A 5,625-nucleotide genomic window follows, 5' to 3' on the forward strand; every position below is an offset into this window, starting at 1 on the left:
GCGCTGTCGTCGTCGATGGGCCCGGGCGTCAAGATCGACACCGCGGACGTCGCCGGCGCCTGATTTTCAGGCAAAGCCATTCAAGGAAAGGGCCGGGGGGAAACTCCGGCCCTTTTCTTTTGGGCTGAAGAGATGAAATCTGGGTGGGGAGCGGACGTTGCCTTAGAACGTAGCCCCCGCGAAGACGGGGGCCGCTGTCGGTTTACGCAGCACCGCGGAAAACAATTCGTCGGGAGAGGGTACCCCCTCCCGATGCAGGGGTATTGCCGGTGCAAAAGGTGTCGACGCGTGGGCCGACGCCTGTCCTCAGTTCAGTTGGCTTCGTTCCCGAAACGGTAGCCGATATGGAAACCGAACATCCGCGGCGCGCCATAGGCTAGCGTCGAGACCCCCAGCGTCGCCGTCAGCGGCAGGCCGCCAAGTACACATTCCTTGTTCGTCAATGCAGTCGGTCCCTGCAAATGGCGAAAAGCAGTTGCGTTTGGGAGCTTTTCGCGAGACGCCCGCCCGATCGTTTCCCAAGTATAGCGCGCGCCGGCCGTCAGGCTGAAGCCTCCCGAAAGGTCGAGATCGGCCTGCCCGAAGACCCTTTCGACGATTCAAACTGTTTGAAGCCCGCATCGCGCGACCGGCCGAGCGTAACGTTGCGATGGAGCGTGAAGCGGTCCTCCGAAGAGCCCGATGGGGGATCAGCGGGGTGTGCTGGTCGTTGAACCGAGCGACGACGGTGCGACCTTCACGGGCACGATGACGAGTTCGGTCGACAAGATCGACGTCGACGACGGAAAGATCGAAGGGAATCAATTGAGCTGGAAAACCAAGGTTTCCGTGCCGATCCCGATTATGCTCGAATGCCAGGCGACGCTGGAAGGCGACGATCTGAACGGCCAGGTCAAAGCGGGCGCCTTCGGTTCGATGCCCTTCACGGGACGGCGGCAGGCCAGACTCGGAGGATGGGTTAAGCTGGCAAGAGCGGTCAATCGCCGCTGCCGTAAGTGGCTTGCGCCGGTCGCAAGGAACAGGCGGTGCGATGGGTTCTTCGCACCGCCTGGCGATGTCATCGACTCTCGCCCTTCAATTGATCTTGTTTTCAAAAGGAAAATCGCGACAGTCGGGATGATACAAGATTCAGGGGCGGCGCTTAGATTGATCTCGAACCCGGCATCCGACTGCATCGGCGCCCATGACAATCCGTCGCGCGCCAACGTGGCCCGAATATTCGCGCTTTCGCCGCGTCAGGCCGAACTATTGTGGAATCTCGTCGATACCGGGGCGCTGCGCGACGCAGCGGTTTCAGCGGGCATTTCCTATGTTTCGGCGCGCAACATGCTCGCGGAGATCAAGGTCAAGCTGGGGCTGGATACGATCCCGCTAATCGTTGGACAGGTTCTTGCGATCAGCGATCATCATGCCGGAGCCACGCAGTTGCACGATCTGTTCGGGCTCAGTGATCGGCAGTTTGCAATTGCCCGTGCCGTCGCGATCCGCAAGAGCCGCGCCGAAATCGCTGGATCGCTGCACCTTTCGGAATCGGTGATCGATACCGAGATGAAGAATATCCACCTGATCCTGGGTACCGGCAATGCGGCCGAGGTCGTCCGGATCGTTTCCGCCGCGCTTGAGCATCCTTCGGTCGATGCCGAGCCCGAGATAACGATGCTCGACGGCCATGTGCTGCCCGCCGCTGCGATCGACCATGGGGGGCGCAGGATTGCCTATTCCGATTATGGCCCGGCGGGAGGCAAGCCGGTGTTGATCCTGCACAGCACGATAACCGCGCGCGCGCCGCCGACGCGGCTGGTGCGCGTACTGGCGGCGCGCGGCTTCCGCGTATTGGCCATCGACCGGCCGGGGTTCGGGGGTACCGATCCGGCGGCCGACTGGTCGTCGCTCTATCGCCCCGCGTCGGACGATGTCGCGGCGGTCTGCGCCGCGCTGGGCATCGCGCATATCGATCTTGTCGCGCGGGGGAGCGGTCAGGCGGCGGTCTGCCTCGCGCACCGTCACCCCGATCTGGTGGCGCGCGCCGTCCTCGTCAATCCAACCCCGGCGATCGATCACACGCCGCACGACCGCGGCCCGCTCGGCATCGTCAAGCGGCGCTTTGCGGCGAACCCGGCGGTGATCGAACTGATGATCCGCACGCTCGCCCGCTTCGCCACCGCAACGCGCATGCGCGACGGCATGATCCGCTCCTATCGCGACAGCCCGCCCGATCTCGCGCTGGCCGAAGGCGATCCGCAGTTCGTGGCGGATTATCTGCGCGCGACGCGCGATTTCGCGCGCGGCCGGATTCGGGGCTATGTCGAGGAACAACGCGCCTGGGCGACCGGTTTCGACGTCGAACCGCTGCCCGGAAAGGCGCAGTGGCGCATCGTGCAGGGCGCCCATTATATCTTGCACGCACCCGACGCCGCGATCGCCTATTGGCAACCGCGACTGCCCGACACGCCGGTCAGGCGGATCGCCGATGCCGGCCAGATGCTCGCCTATTCGCACCCTGAAATCGTCGCCGAAGCACTTGCCGAGGCGTGATTTTTTGAAAGAACCATACATTCCGGGATGGACGCCGCCGCCGCCGCGCTTTTAGGTGGAAGTCCCGCACGGCGGACTTCGACGGTCGGCGCGCAGGGCAATGATATCCGTATAAGGCAGGGGTCGGTTTTGAGCATGGGCTGCGCGCAGCGCGGTCAACTCGGGGTGATGAGGGCAGGGCATGGGGCAGCGTATCCCGCCGGATTGGGACGACATATTTCTTGAAGCAGCACTGGAACCCGCAAATTGGCTGGGGGCGCTCGACCGCATGGCGAGCCATACCGGATCCAGCCACGGACAGTTGATCGGCGTCGGTGGCGCTCGAGAGCGGCCTTTCAATATCGTTACCAATTTCGGCCCCGACATGATCGCGAAGGCGCAGAGCAACGATTGGTACGGCGAGACGACGAATTTTCGCATCGCCGTGTCGAACCAGCATGTTGCCAAAGGCCATTATGATCCGATCCTGCACGAAGCGCATTATGATGCCGCGGTCGAGACGCTCGAATCGCGCGACTATGTCGACTGGTGCGAAGAGATCGGCATTCCCTTCGGCTGCCAGACCAATCTCGTCATCGACAACTTCGGCATTGTCGGGCTGGCGACGCTCCGCAATCGCGGCGATCGCCGCACCACCGACGATCAGCGCGGTATATTTGCGCAAGCGGCCGCCGCAGCTCGCCGCGCGGTGCGCTTGCAGGAAAAGCTCGAAGGCCAGCAGGCCCAACTGCTTGCCGGTGCTTTCGACGCGATTTCGGTGACCGCCTTCATCCTCGATGCCCGGGGCAATTTGCTCGCGCATACGCTGGCGGCGGAAGCCTTGCTGCAAGCGGGAACGGTCCGGCAGGTCGGGTTGTCGATCGATGCCGGCGGCGCCCCCCATACGCTCCGTGCCTTGATCCAGGCGCTGATTGCCGAAGAGGGCGCGCGGCATGGCCGCACGATGCTGGCGACCGGAGATGCGGCGCCGTCGCTGATGATCGAGGGCTTTCGCCTTCCCGAGCGCGACTGGTCGCTGGGCAAGCGACCGCACGCGATTTTGGTCGTCAACCCGCCCCGACGCGACCGCGCGGGCGTTACGCCCTTCCTCTCGACGCTCTACCGGCTCAGCCCGGCAGAGGCCGACATTGCGCTGCGCCTGTTCGAAGGAAAGACCCGCGCACAGATCAGCGACGAACGCGGCGTGACGGCTGAAACGCTGCGCGGACAGATCAAGCAAATCTATCAGAAATGCGGTGTCGACGGGGAGGCGGCACTGATGCGTTTGCTTGCACCGATTTTTGCATAGGCACCCCCCGCGCGGGGGGTGACGCCAGGGTGCCGGCTAAATTACGGCATCCAATCAGGGACTAAGGGGTCGTTCGCCGGGTGCCGATTGCTGCGAGGCAATCCGCCCCCGCGGGAACGGGCACCGGTAACCGGCCACTCGATGCGACCCCGAGTGGCCGGTTGCTCCCAAGGACAGGGGATCGTGACGGACATTGCGGACAAGGTCATCCGGGGCGCGAGGCGCCTTTCGGAAACCCTGCCGCTCGGGCTTGAAACTGAAGGGGTTTTCACATCATGTCGACCATTGCCAAATCGCGTCTGCTGACGACCAGCGCGATCGCCGGAATTTCGATCCTGCAACTGGGCGCTGCCGCCCATGCGCAGGAACAGACCCCCGCTTTCGGCGTGCATGTGGACCAACCCGGGACGGTCGAGATCAATGTCGGCGAGGACGAGGAAATCGTTGGTAACGACATCGGTATTTACGCGGATAATGGCACGGTCATCGTCGACAATGCCGGGACGATCCGCGGGGACGGCTTTTCGCCGGCGGGGCTGGACAGCCGGCCAGCCGGTGGCATCGTCATCGCTCAGCCGGGGGCGTCGATCACCAACAGCGGGACGATCAGCGGCGCGGCAAACGGGATCGCCACGTCCTATTTCTTCAGCGAGGATGAAAATGGCGACAATCTGCCGCCGGCGGCGCTCGCCGCCGACACGGTCGTCGTCAACAGCGGTCTGATCAGCGGGGAAGGCGGAGCGGGGGTATCGCTCGTCGGCGGCGGCAGCGTCACCAACGATGGCACCATCCGCGGCGCCAATGGCGCGCCGGGCAGCGGGATCAACGGCATCGGCGTCGCGATCGCCGAATTTCCCGACCGGATCGCCGAGGGGGTTGAAGGCGTCGGATCGATCGTCAACAGCGAAGACGGGCTGATCGAAGGCCAGGCTATCGGCGCCGTCTTGCAAGGCGGCGGCACGATCGAGAACCAGGGCACGATCCGTGCCTTTGGACAGTTCAATCCGGCGACGCCGGCAGCGCAGACGCCCATCGGCGTTGTCATGACTGCCACGCCCGACCAGCAGGGACGGAGCGCGACGCTGACCAACGACGGACTCGTCCAGGGGTTCATCGGTGTGGTCGCAACCGGTTCGCTGGAGACGGTAACCATCAACAATGAAGGTGCGATCATCGGGCAGGGGATCGGTATCACCGGTCAATCGACCGGCGACCTGATCGTCAACAATGGCGAAGACGCACAGATTGTGGCGAGCGGCAATGCGATCGCGGCCAATACGAGCACGCTCACCGTCGACAATGCCGGGCTGATCCAGAGCCAGGGCCAGGTCGGCATCAACATAGCCTCGGCGAATGCGGTCATCGTCAACAGCGCCGGGATCGTCGGCGGCACCAACGCGATCACGACCGCGGCGCTGCAGACCGCGCCGAACGTCTTCGTCAATACGGCCGTCAACGCCAGCGTGGTCAACAGCGGCTATATCACGGCGCAGAACGGCACGGGCGTCAGGTTCCAGGGCGGCGGATCGGTCGCTAACAGCGGGTCGATCAGCGGCACCGTCGACGGCGTCTATATCGCGATGCTTCCCGATCGGGATGCCGAAGACTTTTCGGCGACGGTTGCCAACGAAGCCGACGGCGAAGTGTCGGGGGGGCGGTTCGGCGTCAACCTGATGGCTGGCGGTTCGGTCGAGAATGACGGCAGCATCAGCGGCGGCTTTACCGGCGTCGTCGTCCAGAATGCGCTCGGCCTTGCCGATGTCGCGGGCAGTGTGACGAACAGTGGTTCGATCACCGGCACC

5 protein-coding genes are annotated in these 5,625 nt (G+C 64.0%); 3 read left to right on the forward strand and 2 right to left on the reverse strand.

Features of this window, described 5'->3' with window-relative positions; genetic code table 11:
- Positions 1 to 311: 311 nt before the first annotated feature.
- Both ABS88_RS00600 and ABS88_RS24955 read right to left on the reverse strand, forming a co-directional pair.
- On the reverse strand, positions 312 to 443 hold the full coding sequence (locus tag ABS88_RS00600) for a hypothetical protein (RefSeq protein WP_286748663.1): 132 nt from the start codon (positions 441 to 443) through the stop codon (positions 312 to 314).
- 357 nt (positions 444 to 800) lie between these two features.
- A complete protein-coding gene (locus tag ABS88_RS24955; protein ID WP_353745026.1) occupies positions 801 to 1,175 on the reverse strand; it encodes a hypothetical protein in 375 nt (124 codons plus the stop codon).
- A gap of 31 nt (positions 1,176 to 1,206) precedes the next feature.
- On the opposite strand from ABS88_RS24955, the gene ABS88_RS00610 reads away from it, so the two are divergent.
- From ABS88_RS00610 to ABS88_RS00620, 3 genes are all read left to right on the forward strand, one after another.
- Entirely contained in the window at positions 1,207 to 2,535 is a 1,329-nt protein-coding gene (locus ABS88_RS00610; protein ID WP_286748666.1) for an alpha/beta fold hydrolase, read from the forward strand.
- Positions 2,536 to 2,716: 181 nt separating this feature from the next.
- Positions 2,717 to 3,823: a helix-turn-helix transcriptional regulator gene (locus tag ABS88_RS00615; RefSeq protein WP_286748664.1), complete on the forward strand. Its 1,107-nt coding sequence runs from the start codon at positions 2,717 to 2,719 to the stop codon at positions 3,821 to 3,823.
- Positions 3,824 to 4,098: 275 nt separating this feature from the next.
- On the forward strand, positions 4,099 to 5,625 hold a 1,527-nt coding region (locus tag ABS88_RS00620), incomplete at its 3' end, for a hypothetical protein (RefSeq protein ID WP_286748665.1).

The organism is Sphingopyxis sp. SCN 67-31, assembly GCF_001725095.1.